The organism is Faecalibacterium tardum (assembly GCF_040096515.1).
Lineage (GTDB): Bacteria > Bacillota > Clostridia > Oscillospirales > Ruminococcaceae > Faecalibacterium > Faecalibacterium tardum.
In genome coordinates this window covers 126,970-140,063 of sequence record NZ_JBBMEO010000002.1, presented here as the reverse complement: position 1 = coordinate 140,063, position 13,094 = coordinate 126,970, and the positions used below count along the sequence as shown (strand labels likewise).

At 56.1% G+C, this 13,094-nt stretch carries 13 protein-coding genes; 7 read left to right on the top strand and 6 right to left on the bottom strand.

Annotation, left to right across the window (positions count from 1 at the left end; translation table 11 throughout):
* Nucleotides 1-82 precede the first annotated feature (82 nt).
* The 5 genes from WMO44_RS02910 to asd all read right to left on the bottom strand — a co-directional run bounded on the left by WMO44_RS02910 (nucleotide 83) and on the right by asd (nucleotide 4,793).
* Nucleotides 83-550 carry an ACT domain-containing protein gene (locus WMO44_RS02910; protein WP_349151690.1) on the bottom strand — a complete coding sequence of 156 codons (468 nt, stop codon included), beginning with the start codon at nucleotides 548-550 and terminating at the stop codon, nucleotides 83-85.
* 55 nt (nucleotides 551-605) lie between these two features.
* Entirely contained in the window at nucleotides 606-1,898 is a 1,293-nt protein-coding gene (locus WMO44_RS02905) for a CapA family protein (protein WP_349151689.1), read from the bottom strand.
* Between the two features lie 42 nt (nucleotides 1,899-1,940).
* On the bottom strand, nucleotides 1,941-2,699 hold the full coding sequence (gene dapB, locus WMO44_RS02900) for a 4-hydroxy-tetrahydrodipicolinate reductase (RefSeq protein WP_349151688.1): 759 nt from the start codon (nucleotides 2,697-2,699) through the stop codon (nucleotides 1,941-1,943).
* A 72-nt stretch (nucleotides 2,700-2,771) separates the two neighbouring features.
* Nucleotides 2,772-3,665, bottom strand: a complete 894-nt coding sequence (gene dapA, locus WMO44_RS02895) for a 4-hydroxy-tetrahydrodipicolinate synthase (protein ID WP_349151687.1) — start codon at nucleotides 3,663-3,665, stop codon at nucleotides 2,772-2,774.
* A 45-nt stretch (nucleotides 3,666-3,710) separates the two neighbouring features.
* Nucleotides 3,711-4,793 (bottom strand): aspartate-semialdehyde dehydrogenase, encoded by a 1,083-nt coding sequence (gene asd, locus WMO44_RS02890; protein ID WP_349151686.1) that lies wholly within the window; start codon nucleotides 4,791-4,793, stop codon nucleotides 3,711-3,713.
* Between the two features lie 166 nt (nucleotides 4,794-4,959).
* Here asd and queA point away from each other — a divergent pair, with 166 nt between their 5' ends.
* The 7 genes from queA to WMO44_RS02855 all read left to right on the top strand — a co-directional run bounded on the left by queA (nucleotide 4,960) and on the right by WMO44_RS02855 (nucleotide 11,643).
* Complete coding sequence (gene queA / locus WMO44_RS02885) at nucleotides 4,960-5,988, top strand: tRNA preQ1(34) S-adenosylmethionine ribosyltransferase-isomerase QueA (protein WP_349151685.1); 1,029 nt, start codon at nucleotides 4,960-4,962, stop codon at nucleotides 5,986-5,988.
* 175 nt (nucleotides 5,989-6,163) lie between these two features.
* Entirely contained in the window at nucleotides 6,164-7,309 is a 1,146-nt protein-coding gene (tgt, locus tag WMO44_RS02880) for a tRNA guanosine(34) transglycosylase Tgt (protein WP_349151684.1), read from the top strand.
* Between the two features lie 73 nt (nucleotides 7,310-7,382).
* Nucleotides 7,383-7,700 (top strand): preprotein translocase subunit YajC, encoded by a 318-nt coding sequence (gene yajC / locus WMO44_RS02875; RefSeq protein WP_005925879.1) that lies wholly within the window; start codon nucleotides 7,383-7,385, stop codon nucleotides 7,698-7,700.
* Nucleotides 7,701-7,766: 66 nt separating this feature from the next.
* Nucleotides 7,767-8,165, top strand: coding sequence for a TIGR04086 family membrane protein (locus tag WMO44_RS02870; RefSeq protein WP_349151683.1), 399 nt, complete (start codon nucleotides 7,767-7,769; stop codon nucleotides 8,163-8,165).
* A gap of 41 nt (nucleotides 8,166-8,206) precedes the next feature.
* Nucleotides 8,207-8,941, top strand: coding sequence for a hypothetical protein (locus tag WMO44_RS02865; protein WP_349151682.1), 735 nt, complete (start codon nucleotides 8,207-8,209; stop codon nucleotides 8,939-8,941).
* Between the two features lie 131 nt (nucleotides 8,942-9,072).
* Nucleotides 9,073-10,419, top strand: coding sequence for a DNA repair protein RadA (radA, locus tag WMO44_RS02860; protein WP_015538502.1), 1,347 nt, complete (start codon nucleotides 9,073-9,075; stop codon nucleotides 10,417-10,419).
* Between the two features lie 15 nt (nucleotides 10,420-10,434).
* The gene (locus tag WMO44_RS02855) at nucleotides 10,435-11,643 is read left to right on the top strand and encodes a tyrosine-type recombinase/integrase (protein ID WP_349151681.1); all 1,209 of its coding nucleotides are present in this window, start codon (nucleotides 10,435-10,437) and stop codon (nucleotides 11,641-11,643) included.
* Nucleotides 11,644-12,353: 710 nt separating this feature from the next.
* Here the strand turns inward: WMO44_RS02855 and WMO44_RS02850 are convergent.
* The gene (locus WMO44_RS02850) at nucleotides 12,354-13,064 is read right to left on the bottom strand and encodes an N-acetylmuramoyl-L-alanine amidase family protein (protein ID WP_349151680.1); all 711 of its coding nucleotides are present in this window, start codon (nucleotides 13,062-13,064) and stop codon (nucleotides 12,354-12,356) included.
* Between the last annotated feature and the right edge of the window lie 30 nt (nucleotides 13,065-13,094).

The window sequence follows — 13,094 nt, the reverse complement described above, 5'->3', positions numbered from 1 at the left end:
CAGGGAATTTTGCCTGTTTCTGCGCATTCCGCAAAAACAGGGCCGAAAGGGAAACTGCCCCTTCGGCCCCGGTTGATTACTGTTACAGTTCGTATGCCTTTTTCAGCGCCTCATAAGCGGCGTCCTCGTTTTCAGCGTGGACGAGCAGAGAGATATCCAGATCACTGGTGGTGATCAGCAGCACCTCGATACCGGCCATAGCCAGCGCATTCAGCGCCCGCGCAGCCACACCGCAGCTGGTGACCATGTCCTCGCCGAACAGATTCAGCTTGGAGTAGCCCACGCTGATCAGGGGAGAAGCCTTGGCGTCCTTGTCCAGATTTGCCGCCGAGATTGCTTTCATCACCAGCGGAAGATCGCTGCTGGATGCGGTAAAGCTGAAATCGATAGTGGTGCCATGTGGGGTGCTTTGGCTGATCATATCCACCACCACGCCGGTTTCTGCAAAGATATCCAGATAGCGGGACAGGCTGTTGCCCCGGAACGCCACGTCCTGCACGCTGATCATCATCAGGTCGGTCTCGATATTGATCTTCGATACTCCGTACATAAAAAGTCCTCCGTTCTGCCCGGGTTGCCGGACAACGCTCAATCATTTCACATTTTTATGTAAGTGCTAAAAAGGATGTGCTGATATTATTTTGCGCGATTTTTTGTATCCTGTCAAGGCTGAAATCAGAATAATTTGCCCGCACACCATGCGCTGCCGCCAATTCCTGCGTGTAATCGCTTAAAAAATAGGTGCGCACATTGGATTTACCGGCATCGTAATGGGTCACGGTAGGGTGCAGCTGCGGCGCAAGTACTTCACACTGTACTGAGCCGTTCGGCTGTGTGGTCTTTTGCAGCTGCAAGGTCAGGATGGCACCTACCAGCTGATCCGGTCGGCTCTGGGTGCTGAGAAAATTCCCCAGTGAGAAGGCGACAAAACTTCGCCGTCCGTCCGCTGCGGTCAGCCACTGGGCATCCTGCAATACATGGGGGTGGGTGCCCACAATGACGTCTGCACCCCAGTCTGCCAGATTCTGCGCCAGTGTGCACTGGCTGTCCACGATGGCGTGGCTATCCTCAACGCCCCAGTGCACCCCAACCACCACAAAATCCGCCTGCTGGCGTGCCAGCCGCACCTGCCGCTCGATCACATCAGTCTGGCTGGTGTAGATGACATTGGCCGTCATATTCTTGTTCTGGCGGATGCCGTTGGTGTGCTCGGTGTAGGAGAGATACGCAATCGTGACGCCGTTGACGGTTTGCAGCGGGATGCGGTCGTAGTCCTCTTCACCGTGCCACAGACCGGTGGTGACCACATCCTCCGGCATGGACTCCCAGAATTGCAGTGTAGCCGCAATGCCGGACGCGCCCTTATCGTAGGTGTGGTTGTTGGACAGGCTGAACACCCGCACCCCGGCACGGTACAGTGCCCGCGCACAGTCACCTGGGGTGGAAAAGCATGGGTAGGTGGATGGTGCAAGGGTGTCGCTGCAAAGGGTCTCCTGATTGATCCAGTTCACATCCTGCTCGGCATAGAAAGGAGCAATGTGCTCATAACAGTAATCAAAGCTGTACGTTCCATCTTCGCCTGCCCGGCGGGCGGCCTGTTTATAGATAGGAGCATGGATCAGGTTGTCTCCTGTTGCAGAAAAGCGGATGGTTTCCACTACGGGCTGCGGTTCAGGTTCCGGCTCCGGGGTCGTAACAGATGAAGCAGGGGATAGCGTCTCCTCCGGCGGCGCAATGCCGCCCACCGGTACATCTTTTCCCGGCAGCTTTGTCCAGATCCCCAGACACAGTGCGATCACGCTCACCGTCAGAACCGACAGCACCACTGCCCGGAGCGTTTGTTTTCGGCCGCGCTTACGGGCAGCCGGACGCCGCCGCTTTAAAGGATCCTGCTTCATCGTTCACCTCTTCTCCCAGCGTATGCCGGGGCAGCTTATTTTTCAGAGGGCGGCGATCAGGTCGCCCATATCGTACAGACCCGGCTCCTTCTTTGCCAGATAGACCGCAGCATTCACTGCGCCGTTGGCAAAGATGCTGCGGGAGTAGGCGGTGTGCCGCAGGGTGATCACCTCGTCCGGGCCACAGAACAGAACCTCGTGGTCGCCCACGATGCTGCCGCCGCGCACAGCGCTGATGCCGATTTCCTTCGGATCACGCTTCTGGCGCACGGAAGAGCGGTCGTACACATAATGATACGCGCCGTCATTCTGCTCGTTGATGGCGTCTGCAAGCATCAGCGCCGTTCCGCTGGGAGCATCCAGCTTGTTGTGGTGATGCTGCTCTACGATCTCGATATCATAGTTGATGCCCAGCACGGCAGAGGCGCGCTTGCACAATTCGGCCAGCACGTTGATGCCCATGGACATATTGGCGCTCTTGAACACCGGAACGCTGCGGGACAGCTGCACTACCTTCAGCTGCAACTCCTCTGAAAGGCCGGTGGTGCACACCACGATGGGCAGCTTGTGGCTCTGGCAGTAGGGCAGTGCCTTTTCCACTGCGGCAGGGGAGCTGAAGTCGATGATCACATCGCCTTTGCCGTTCAGCTTTTCCAGACTGTCGTAGACCGGGATACCGTTCTGTTCACCGTCCTTCATATCGATACCGGCCACCACACGGCAGTCCTCCCGCTGTGCGATCATATCGCACAGCACATGGCCCATGCGGCCGCCAATGCCCTGAATCACGATCTCTGTCATTGTTGTTTCCTCGTTTCTATAATATGGCAGAATGCCCGGAAGCTGAAAATTCCCGGGCATTCTGTACGCTTTTTATTCCTTGATCAGACCAGCAGCCTGCAAAGCCTGCTCGATCTTTTCCTTGTGGGCATCGCTGGGTTCTACCAGCGGCAGACGGCATTCGCCTGCGTTCCAGCCCAGCACGTTCATGGCGTACTTGACCGGAATGGGGTTCACCTCGCAGAACAGAGCCTCCTCCAGCGGTAGCATTTCCAGCTGCAAAGCGCAGGCCTTGGCGGTGTCGCCGTCAAAGAAAGCCTGACAGCAGTTATGCACCAGCTCCGGCGCAACATTGGACACCACGCTGATAACGCCCTTGCCACCCAGTGCCAGCAGGGGAACCACCTGATCGTCATTGCCGGAGTAGATATTCAGCGCATCACCGCACAGTGCAGCCACCTTGGCCACCTGAGAGATGTTGCCGGAGGCCTCCTTGATGCCGTTGATGAGCGGGTGCTTGCTCAGCTCCAGAGCGGTCTCGGGTGCAATGTTCAAACCCGTGCGGGAGGGCACATTGTACAGGATGACCGGGATGCCGCCAGCCTCGGCCATGGCGGTAAAGTGCGCCACCAGACCGGCCTGCGAGGTCTTGTTGTAGTAGGGGGTGACCATCAGCAGGGCATCGGCACCGCAGGCAGCAGACTTTGCTGCCAGTGCGCAGCCGTGGTCGGTATCGTTCGAGCCGGCACCGGCAATGACCGGTACGCGGTGATTGACCGTATCCACGGCGAACTTGATGGCGGCCAGCTGCTCCTCATCGGTCATGGTAGAGCACTCGCCGGTGGTGCCGCAGATGATGATGGCATCAGTGTGGCGGGCGATCTGATCCTCGATAATGCGGCCCAGCTCGTCAAAGTTGATGCTTCCGTCCTCGTACATCGGGGTGATGATGGCAACACCCGCACCGGAAAAGACAGGCTTCTTCATAGTAAAAAACTCCTTTGCTGCGTGTATCGCGCAAAAATTCAGGCATTAGTCCATATAGCCCTTTGCTGCCAGCAGCTCGGCCAGCAGCACAGCACCGCCGGCAGCACCGCGCAGGGTGTTGTGGCTCATGCAGGCAAACTTGTAGTCAAACAGGGTATCCTCCCGCAGACGGCCGATGCACACAGCCATGCCGTTCTCGGTGTTGCGATCCAGCTTGGGCTGCGGACGATCCGGCTCGGTAAAGTAGTGCAGGAACTGCTTGGGGGCGCTGGGCAGGTTCAGCTCCTGTGCGGGACCGCGGAAATTCGCCCATGCTTCCAGCATCTGCTCCTTGGTGGGCTTTTTGTCAAAGCTTACAAACACGGCTGCGGTGTGGCCGTCCGAAACAGGCACGCGGAAGCACTGTGCCGTGATGACCGGCTTCTCGGCATTGACAATCTGGTCACCCTCGATGTGGCCCCACAGTTTCAGCGGCTCGCGCTCGCTCTTTTCCTCCTCGCCGCCGATGTAGGGGATCACATTGTCCACGATCTCGGGCATCCGGTCAAAGGTCTTGCCTGCGCCGGAAATGGCCTGATAAGTGCACACCAGTGCCTTGCTTACGCCAAAGTCCTTCATCAGGGGATGCAGGGCGGGTACATAGCTCTGCAGGCTGCAATTGGACTTGACTGCGATGAAGCCGCGCTTGGTACCCAGACGCTTGCGCTGGGCGGGAATGATCTCAATATGGTCGGCGTTGATCTCGGGCACCACCATGGGAACATCCGGGGTGAAACGATGGGCACTGTTGTTGGAGACCACCGGGCACTCAGCCTTGGCGTATGCTTCCTCCAGTGCCTTGATCTCGTCCTTGGGCATATTGACAGCGCAGAAAACAAAATCCACCTGCGAAACCACTTCCTCCACCTTGGAAGCGTCCAGAACGGTCATCTTCTTCACGCTCTCCGGCATGGGAGTGGTCATGGCCCAGCGGGAGCCTACTGCATCCTCATAGCTCTTGCCCGCACTGCGGCCGGATGCGGCCAGTACGGTCAGGTTGAACCAGGGATGATTCTCTAGCAGAGTCACAAAACGCTGACCCACCATGCCAGTTGCGCCTACAATACCCACTTTATACTGTCTTTCCATTTCCAGCACCTTTCCTTTCAAAAAACAAAACAGCAAATCTTATCATTGTGCACAACACGGCTTGCAAACCGGACAGCGATGCAATATAATAGATACTGTTTATACAGATTCTATGATATCATTGATACGTTGTCCGTGTCAATCATCGGAAAGGCAAATGCACACTATGTTAAAAAAAGATTTTTGGTATGATTTACCCAAAGAGCTTATTGCACAGGAGCCCGCAGCTCCGCGGGACGCTGCGCGGCTGATGGTTTTAAGCCAAAAGGACGACAGCATCCGGCACAAGGTATTCCGCGACCTGCCGGAATTTCTGGAGCCGGGGGATCTTTTGGTGGTGAACAATTCCAAGGTGCTGCCCGCCCGCATCGTGGGCGTCAAGCAGCCTACCGGTGCCGTGTGTGAGCTGCTGCTGCTGCGGCAGGTGAAGGGCGACCAGTGGGAGTGTCTGGCAAAGCCCGGCAAGCGGATGCAGCCCGGCACAAAGGTGAGCTTTGGCGATGGCAGTCTGACCGCCGTGGTGGATGAGACCATGGAGGACGGCAACAAGTACGTTACATTCTATTATGATACCGAAACGCTTTATGAAAAGCTGGATGAATTTGGCAAGATGCCGCTGCCGCCCTACATCACAAAGCAGCTGGAGGATCAGAGCCAGTATCAGACCGTCTATGCCAAGGAGCTGGGCAGCGCAGCTGCTCCCACCGCCGGGCTGCACTTTACCCCGGAGCTGATGGACACCATCCGCGCCATGGGGGTCGGCATTGCCGAGGTCACACTGCACGTTGGTCTGGGCACCTTCCGCCCTGTACAGGAGGACGAGATCAGCGACCACAAGATGCACAGCGAGTGGTACTCCATCAGCGAGGAGACCGCCCGCCGCATCCGCGAGACCAAGGCCGCGGGCCACCGCGTCATCGCCGTGGGCACCACTAGCTGCCGCACACTGGAGGCTGCCGCTGCCAAGTACGGTGAGATCAAGGCTTGCAGCGGCAACACCTCCATCTTCCTGTACCCTGGGGTGAAGTTCAACTGCATCGACGGTCTGATCACCAACTTCCATCTGCCGGAGAGCACCCTGATCATGTTGGTGTCCGCCCTGTACGGCTACGAAAAGACCATGCACGCCTATGAGGTAGCTGTGGCAGAGAAGTACCGTTTCTTCTCCTTTGGCGATGCGATGCTGATAGTCTGATGCAAAATTCGCGCTTTTTGCGATATTTGTATGTGAAAGGTAAGGATGCGATATGCATCCGCCGCTCCCCTTACAATTACGGCAGACCGCTGCTGTGATCATTCTGATAACTTGCAGGCTCGTGGCCTGCATCGAGGCTGCACGGCTGTTTTCCGTGCGCAGAAAGGAACGAATCATGCCTTCTTTAACGACCTACACCCTGCTCAAGCAGGAGCACAACGCCCGGCGGGGCGAGTTCAAAACCGTGCACGGCACGGTGCAGACCCCTGCCTTCCAGAACGTTGCCACAGCCGGTGCCATCAAGGGCGGCCTGTCGGCGCAGGATCTGAAGGATATCGGCGCGCAGGTCATGCTGTGCAACACCTACCATCTGCATCTGCGTCCCGGCGACAAGCTGGTGGCGGATATGGGCGGTCTGCACAAGTTTACCCGCTGGAATGGGCCTATCCTGACCGACAGCGGCGGATTTCAGGTGTTCAGTCTGGCAAAGCTGCGCAAGATCACTGAGGAGGGCGTGACCTTTGCCTCCCATCTGGACGGTCACCGCATCTTCATGGGTCCGGAGGAGAGCATGCAGATCCAGGCCAATCTGGGCTCTACCATTGCCATGGCCTTTGATGAGTGTGTGGAGAACCCCGCCCAGCACGATTACTCCAAGGACAGCTGCGAGCGCACCACCCGCTGGCTGAAGCGCTGCAAGGCTGAGATGTCACGCCTGAAGCACGAGGGCATCTCTGTCAACCCGGATCAGCTGCTGTTCGGCATCAATCAGGGCTGTACCTATGCAGACCTGCGCGTGGAGCACATGAAGCAGATCGCCGAGCTGGAGTTGGACGGCTACGCCATCGGCGGTCTGGCTGTGGGCGAGCCCACCGAAGTGATGTATGAGATGATCAGTCAGGTGGAACCGCACATGCCCAAAGACAAGATCCGCTATCTGATGGGCGTCGGCACCCCCGGCAACATCATTGAGGCTGTGGCCCGCGGCGTAGACCTGTTTGACTGCGTTATGCCCAGCCGCAACGCCCGCCATGGTCACCTGAACACATGGAGCGGCATCATCAACATCAAAAATGCAAAGTATGAGCGGGATGAGCGTCCCATTGACCCCGCCTGCGGCTGCCCGGTGTGCCGCAACTATTCCCGCGCCTACATCCGGCACCTGCTCAAGGCAGACGAGATGTTGGGTATGCGCCTGACCGTGATGCACAATCTGTGGTTCTACAATCACCTGATGGAACGCATCCGGGACGAGCTGGATGCCGGTACCTTTACCGCCTTCCACGATAGATATGTGAAGCTTCTGGATACCCGAATTTAAACTTTAGCCTTGCAACAAGACTGATAAGAGGGTATAATAGCATTATCTGAATTTTTGAGAGGAGATTTTGCCCATGCAATTTCTGACTACCACGTCCGAAGGCTATATCAGCCTGTTCTTCACGCTGGCACTGATGCTGGTCCTGCTGTACTTCATGATCTACCGTCCCCAGAAGAAGCAGGAAAAGAAGGATGCCGCTATGCGCAGCAGTCTGGAGATCGGCGATCAGGTCACCACCATCGGTGGTGTCATTGGCCGCGTTGTCGCCATCAAGGACGACACTTTTGTTCTGGAGACCGGCGCTGACCGCGTGAAGATCCGCTTCACCAAGTCTGCTATCTCTTCGGTCGAAAAGCTGAACATGGACAAGGCTCCTGCCGACAAGAAGTAAGCGTTTACACCGTGCATACATGAACCGCCTCCCTGCATAGACTATGTGCAGGGAGGCGGTTTTGTTATGTCTGAATCTCGAGGTTTCCCGGCGGAACTTCTTTCGTTTCTGCTTTTCGGGGCGTTGGGGGTAGCTGTAACAGCGGCAGCTTTGGCCGGTTTTGCGCAGCTGATGGCCGGGCAGGGCTGCTCCGGCAGCGTAGTGCCGATGCTTGCCACAACAGCCGTATGCATGGGCAGTTTGCTGAGTGCACTGGCGGCAGCGTTCCGAAAAAAGGCGCGCGGTCTGTTGACAGGACTGCTTCAAAGTACATTTTTGGCGGCACCGCTTGTGCTTTCTGCTGTATGGAACGGCACAGCCTCCGAGTCTGCTGTGGTGTGCCGCATTCTGGCGGTACTGCTCTGCGGCTGCATTGGCGGGCTGCTTGGCGTCACTCTGCGCAGTCGCAGGCATGCACTTCGTTGATCAATCTGGCAAATCGAATACATCAGAGGGGAAAACAGCGTATGTGGATCTATGAACAAACTAAACCGGAAGAAGCCTTGTCTTTGCTGCCGCAGACGGTCAGCCTGCCAGTACAGAAAGCGGAGCCCACTCTGCCGACTGTACCGGAAACCGTAGAGAAATTGCCGCAAAAAGAACCCTGCATCCCGTCAAAGCGGCACGCCACCCGGGATTGCTGGCTGCTGGCTGCGGCCTTTCTGCTGGGGCGCACGGCAGCCGGTGTATTGCAGGCCGTATGCGATGCCCGGCAGGCAGAACTGCTGCAGTATTATCTGGAGGCATGGCAAAGGCTGTTTGCACCGGGCAGCTTGCAGGGTACCGTACAGCTTTTCGGCATGGAATATCTGGCTCTCGGCCTTGTGGTCAGCCTGTTTCTGGTATTGGGGCTGTCTGCCCTTGGGCCAGTGATGATCTTTGGCAGCATGATGTTGTACGGTTTGGGCAGCGGGTTGCTTATGGTACAGCTTTGCGCCGCAGGCGGATGGAAAACGGTACTTCTGGCGCTGCTGTGGACAGGCCTGCCGGCAGCAGCAGCAAGCGGCTGTCTGTGCTTTTTCGGGGCTTGTGCTTTGCAGGTCAGCAGCCGGATCCACGCCTACTCCTTCCGCAGGCATCCCGGCGGACAAGCCCGCCCCGGGGTACAGGCACTGCTGGGACAATATCTGCTGACCATGGTGGTGCTGCTGCCGCTGTGCGGTGCGGCAGCAGGGCTTTCGTATCTTGGCAGTCGCCTGTGAACAGCATCCTTTTCTTGCGGGTTTTGGCACAGTGTGTTACAATAACAAAAGACCATAATAAATGAGGGACAGACATGAAATTGAAATCCGTCTATGTATGCTCCAATTGCGGAGAGACAAGCCCCCGCTGGATGGGGCGCTGCCCCAGCTGCGGCAGCTGGAATACCATGAACGAGGACGTTGTAGCCGAGGCACCCAAGGCGGGGACTCCTGCTGCCCGGCAGGCTGCTGCGGCTCGTCAGGAGGGCGTGACCACCCTGACCGCCCGACGGCTGTCAGAGATCAGTACCACGGAGGAAAAAAGCCGCATCCTGACCGGTATCTCGGAGCTGGACCGCGTATTGGGCGGCGGCATCGTGCTGGGCGGCGTAGTGCTTTTGAGCGGTGAGCCGGGCGTGGGTAAATCCACTATGCTGTTACAGCTGTGCGGCGCCATCTCCAACCAGCACAGCGTATTGTATATCACCGGCGAGGAATCTGTCCGGCAGGTCAAGCTGCGTGCAGCGCGGCTGAAGGTACCGCAGGATAACATTTTTCTGGCGGCGGAAAATGACGTGGATGAGATCTGCGGTCTGATCGAAAAGGAAAAGCCGGACCTTGTGGTCATCGACTCTATCCAGACCATGCGCTGCATGGATATCTCGTCCTCGTCCGGCACAGTCAGTCAGGTGAAGGAGAGCGCCGCGCGGCTGCTGGCAGTCGCCAAAAAGCAGGAAATTCCCATGTTTATCGTGGGTCACGTGAACAAGGATGGTGCGATTGCAGGCCCCAAGGTCATGGAGCATATCGTGGATACGGTGCTCTACTTTGAGGGTGATAAGATGCTGCCGTACCGCATTCTGCGGGCAGCCAAAAACCGCTATGGCTCTACCAATGAGCTGGGAATGTTCGATATGACCGGAACAGGACTTGCCGAGATCGAAAACCCCTCCCAGATGCTATTGGAAGGACGTCCGCTGGGAGTTTCCGGTAACTGTGTAGCCTGCACCATGGAGGGCAGCCGTCCCATCCTGAGCGAGATACAGGCGCTTGCCACCAAGACGAATTTCCCGGCACCTCGCCGTGCTTGCAGTGGATACGACTATAACCGCATGAATCTTTTGATCGCCGTGCTGGAAAAGCGGGCAGGGTACTTTTTTGGCAATCTGGATGTCTATGTCAATATCGTGGGCGGCATTGCACTGCGGGATACCGCCTGCGACCTTGCAGTCTGTCTGAGCATGGTCTCTTCGCTGCTCGATCGCCCGGTCAGCGATAAGCTTATCGCCATTGGCGAGGTAGGTCTGGGCGGGGAAGTACGCAGCGTGCCCAATTTGGAACAGCGTCTGCACGAGGCAGAGCGTATCGGTTTTGAGCGTGCAGTTATCCCCAAGCACAGCCTTGCACACCTGAATGCCGCTGATTACCCCGGCATGAAGCTGGTCGGTGCGGCGTATATTGCAGATGCCATTAATGCGCTGAAAAATGACCGCCTGTGATGAAACGAGGAACCTATGTCGATTTATCTGGACGAAAGAAATCCCGGCAAGCATGCACCCTTTGAGGATGCTGCCCCGGATATTGTGGAATATGTACGTTATCTTGAAGTGATCGCCGGCAAAAGCGCCAATACGGCGTTCAGCTATTACTGTGACCTACGCTCCTTCAGCCGCTTTATGAAGCGCCGCCGCGGGCTTGTGGCCGCAGATGCAGAGTTTAAGGAGATCGACCCCAAAGGGCTGGATACGGCCTTTTGGGGCAGCATAACAAAAGAGGATATCTACGAATATCTGTATTTTTTGAACCGGGAGTGCGGCAACAAAAAATCCTCTACCGCCCGGCGGCTGGCCAGCCTGCACGGCTTTTATGATTATCTGGTCAATCAGGTCAACCGCCTATCCGAGGACCCTACGGCGGCCATCCGTCCGCCCAAGCAGGATAAAGTATTGCCCAAGTACCTGACGGCAGAGCAGTCCATCTCGCTTTTGGAGAGTACCCAGACCCAGAGCGATTTCCCGGAGCGGGATTATTGCATGGTGGTGCTGTTCCTCAACTGCGGTATGCGTCTTGCAGAGTTGGTGGGTATGGATCTTGGAGACATTGACTTAGAGCAGCGGCAGATCCGCCTGTTCGGCAAAGGCCATAAGGAACGCATGGTCTACCTGAACGATGCCTGTGTGGAGGCACTGCAACTGTATCTGCGCAAGCGCAATACTATGGAAGGGCTTTCACCCAAGGAAAAAGCCGTGTTCATTACGCGGATGCGCAAGGAGCGTATCTCGAACCGCAGGGTAGAACAGCTGATCTCCGGCGCAATGAAGGCCGCCGGACTGAAGGGCTTTTCCACCCATAAGCTGCGCCATACCGCCGCTACGTTGATGTATCAAACCGGCAATGTGGATATCCTTACCCTCAAACAGCTTCTGGGTCACAGCAGCGTCGGAACAACGCAAATTTATACGCACCTACAAGAATTTCAGGTTCGCTCTGCCATTGAAGAAAATCCGCTGGGCAAGGTACTGCCCATAAAAGCCACAAAAGCAAGCTTGGATACAACAGAGGCGGCAGGGGAGACATCTGCCGAAAATGCCCCGGCGGGAGAGGACGCTTCTGAACCGTCCGGCCCGATGGCTGCCTTTAAGGGCGCTGCACAGAATGGCTTTCGGGCAAATATTTCGGCAATGTCTATCGAAGAAACTGACGATTCATCAAGCGATACTTAAACCCGCACAAAACATCTAATAAGACGATTCAAGGACCTATGGCGCGATACGGCTTGACCGGATAACGTCATAGGTCCTTATAATTTGCATTATAAGCAGTCAGCAGCCATACAGGAGCGTCCTCAGGAGATTCTGCCAAAAACGTATTAAGCCATGTCAGCGCAAAAACCAACTGGAATGAACAAACGCAACCGCAAACTGTAAATTATAAGGCGCAGCATGAATCACTATAAAGCAAACGCAAAGAAGCTGCAAGAACAATCGAACCAACATGAATCAGAACCGAACCGATTCGACAGCGCACAACACAGGAACAACCTGTCTGTAAGTGTGTGACAAATAAAACAATAAAATATGATAAAAAGTGCAGAATGCGTAGAACGGTTGAACTAAGCCAAAAAATGAGCCAGCCGAGGCTGGAACTCCAAAAATCCGGGAAATGGGCTTTTTTCACTTCCCTAAGTTTCGCATAACGTGCATTATACGAAACATCAATAATCAAAAAAAACAGAAGCTGCCCTTCTCTCTTTCTGTCAGATTTCCAGCAGCTTCTGTGGATGTTGTTCTTTTTGTATGTGCCCGCTTCTGCACCATTGAACGCGTTACCAGTGTGTTCAAGCGTTCGACTTATGCCTGCGGTAGCCGTTCCAGTGCGTTACAAGTCATGCTATAAAAGCAGTATCGCTTTTTCTGCGTCGGTGATACGATGCTCATTCCGTCGGCAGCGGTTCTGTGCCGAAATATGCACAGATAGCTTCGTAATAAATGCGTGCCACAGCTTTGCAGCTCTCCTCGCTGCCAAAGCGCTCTACATCCTCGGCATTCGTTACAAAGCACTGCTCTGCCAACACTGCCGGACAATCCACATCTTCCAGCAGCGTAAAGCTGCGCTCAGGCCGTACCTGTGTGTATGTGTTCTCCACCAGCTGCTTCTGGTCGTTTTCCAGATAATAAATGTACCGCACTCCCCCACGTCCGCGCAGCTTTGCGCCGATGCTCTGCATTCCGCCGGCCAGCAGCCGGGCAAAATAAAAGCTCTCCTGATGCCATGTGCGCCCGGGCACTGCCGGATAGCATTCAAAGCCGGATGCCGTAGAGCCATTGGCTGCGGAGTTGCCGTGGATGGACAGCAGCAGCTGCGGGCTTTGGGCACTGGCGGTGGCTGCACGTTGGGCAGGTGTCGCGGTTTCATCAAAGCTTTCCCGGGTCTGCAACGGAATGTAATTAGAATCCTCTTCTAACCACTGAAGCAGCGCAGCAGCCGTTGCTGCTGTGACCTGTTTTTCCTCGACCACTCCCCTTGCGCCTGGGTCGCTGCCTCCATGTCCGGCGTCTATTGCCACCCGGTACGGCGGGTCGCCCACCACCGGACGAAAATCATCCTCTGCGGACGAGACTGCGGGTGCTGCGGGTGCGTTCAATTCCAGTGCCGCCTTCCATAAAAACAGGCC

Bases quoted from the DNA above. Each gene is read 5' to 3' on its own strand.
- yajC (WP_005925879.1), top strand. From the start codon at position 7,383: ATGCAATTTCTGACTACCACGTCCGAAGGCTATATCAGCCTGTTCTTC.
- WMO44_RS02855 (WP_349151681.1), top strand. From the start codon at position 10,435: ATGTCGATTTATCTGGACGAAAGAAATCCCGGCAAGCATGCACCCTTT.
- radA (WP_015538502.1), top strand. From the start codon at position 9,073: ATGGGGCGCTGCCCCAGCTGCGGCAGCTGGAATACCATGAACGAGGAC.
- WMO44_RS02865 (WP_349151682.1), top strand. From the start codon at position 8,207: ATGTGGATCTATGAACAAACTAAACCGGAAGAAGCCTTGTCTTTGCTG.
- WMO44_RS02905 (WP_349151689.1), bottom strand. From the start codon at position 1,898: ATGAAGCAGGATCCTTTAAAGCGGCGGCGTCCGGCTGCCCGTAAGCGC.
- WMO44_RS02910 (WP_349151690.1), bottom strand. From the start codon at position 550: ATGTACGGAGTATCGAAGATCAATATCGAGACCGACCTGATGATGATC.
- dapA (WP_349151687.1), bottom strand. From the start codon at position 3,665: ATGAAGAAGCCTGTCTTTTCCGGTGCGGGTGTTGCCATCATCACCCCG.
- queA (WP_349151685.1), top strand. From the start codon at position 4,960: ATGTTAAAAAAAGATTTTTGGTATGATTTACCCAAAGAGCTTATTGCA.
- tgt (WP_349151684.1), top strand. From the start codon at position 6,164: ATGCCTTCTTTAACGACCTACACCCTGCTCAAGCAGGAGCACAACGCC.
- WMO44_RS02870 (WP_349151683.1), top strand. From the start codon at position 7,767: ATGTCTGAATCTCGAGGTTTCCCGGCGGAACTTCTTTCGTTTCTGCTT.
- dapB (WP_349151688.1), bottom strand. From the start codon at position 2,699: ATGACAGAGATCGTGATTCAGGGCATTGGCGGCCGCATGGGCCATGTG.
- asd (WP_349151686.1), bottom strand. From the start codon at position 4,793: ATGGAAAGACAGTATAAAGTGGGTATTGTAGGCGCAACTGGCATGGTG.